Below are 785 nucleotides of genomic sequence, written 5' to 3' on the forward strand. Positions count from 1 at the left end.
GCCTGGGGCTGTCCGCCGGCCACGACCTCAGCCTGGCCGCCGCCACCACGACCACCCGGCGCTTCGGCGGCACCCTCACCCAGACCAGCGTGCAGGGCCTCACCCTGAGCGCGGGCCAGGACCTGAGCCTCAGCGCCGGCCACGATCTCAACGCGCAGGCGGTCACGCTCAAGGCCGGCGGCAACGCGGCGCTGAGCGCGGGCAACGACCTCAACCTGTCGGCGCTGGCCACCGGCACGCGCTGGACCACGCAGACGGCGGCCAGCACGGTCAGCGCCGGCGGCAACCTGTCGCTGGTGGCCGGCCACGACCTGACGGCCCCGGCCGCCACGCTCACCAGCGGCGGTGCCTTAAGCGCCTGGGCCGGGCACGACCTCAGCCTGGCCGCCACCACCACCGGCACGGCCAGCCACGTCACCCACCAGGTCGCCACGCTGAACGCGGGCGGCAACCTGGCGCTGGGCGCGGGCAACAACCTCGACCTGGCGGCCACCCAGCTGAGCGCGGGCCACGCGGCGGTGCTGAGCGCGGGCCACGACCTCAACCTCACCACGGTGACCGACCTCGCCACGCAGACGGCGAGCTGGAAGGAGGGCAAGAAGCGCATCACCCAGACCACCACCGACGAGACGCTGCACGGGGTGACGGTGAACGCCGGCACCGGCCTGGCGCTGGTGGCCGGTCACGACGCCAACCTCACCGCCGCCACCCTCGCCACCCAGTCGGGCCTGGCGGCAGTGCAGGCGGGCCACGACGTGAACCTCTTGAGCGGGTCGGAGACGCAC

General features: G+C 74.4%; 1 protein-coding gene. It reads left to right on the forward strand.

What is annotated here, in order from left to right; all coding sequences use genetic code 11:
* The coding region (locus tag ACH65_RS18095) for a hemagglutinin repeat-containing protein (protein WP_049624038.1) at positions 1-785 on the forward strand (785 nt) is incomplete at both ends.

The organism is Frateuria defendens (assembly GCF_001182895.1).
Taxonomy (GTDB): Bacteria; Pseudomonadota; Gammaproteobacteria; order Xanthomonadales; family Rhodanobacteraceae; genus Frateuria_B; species Frateuria_B defendens.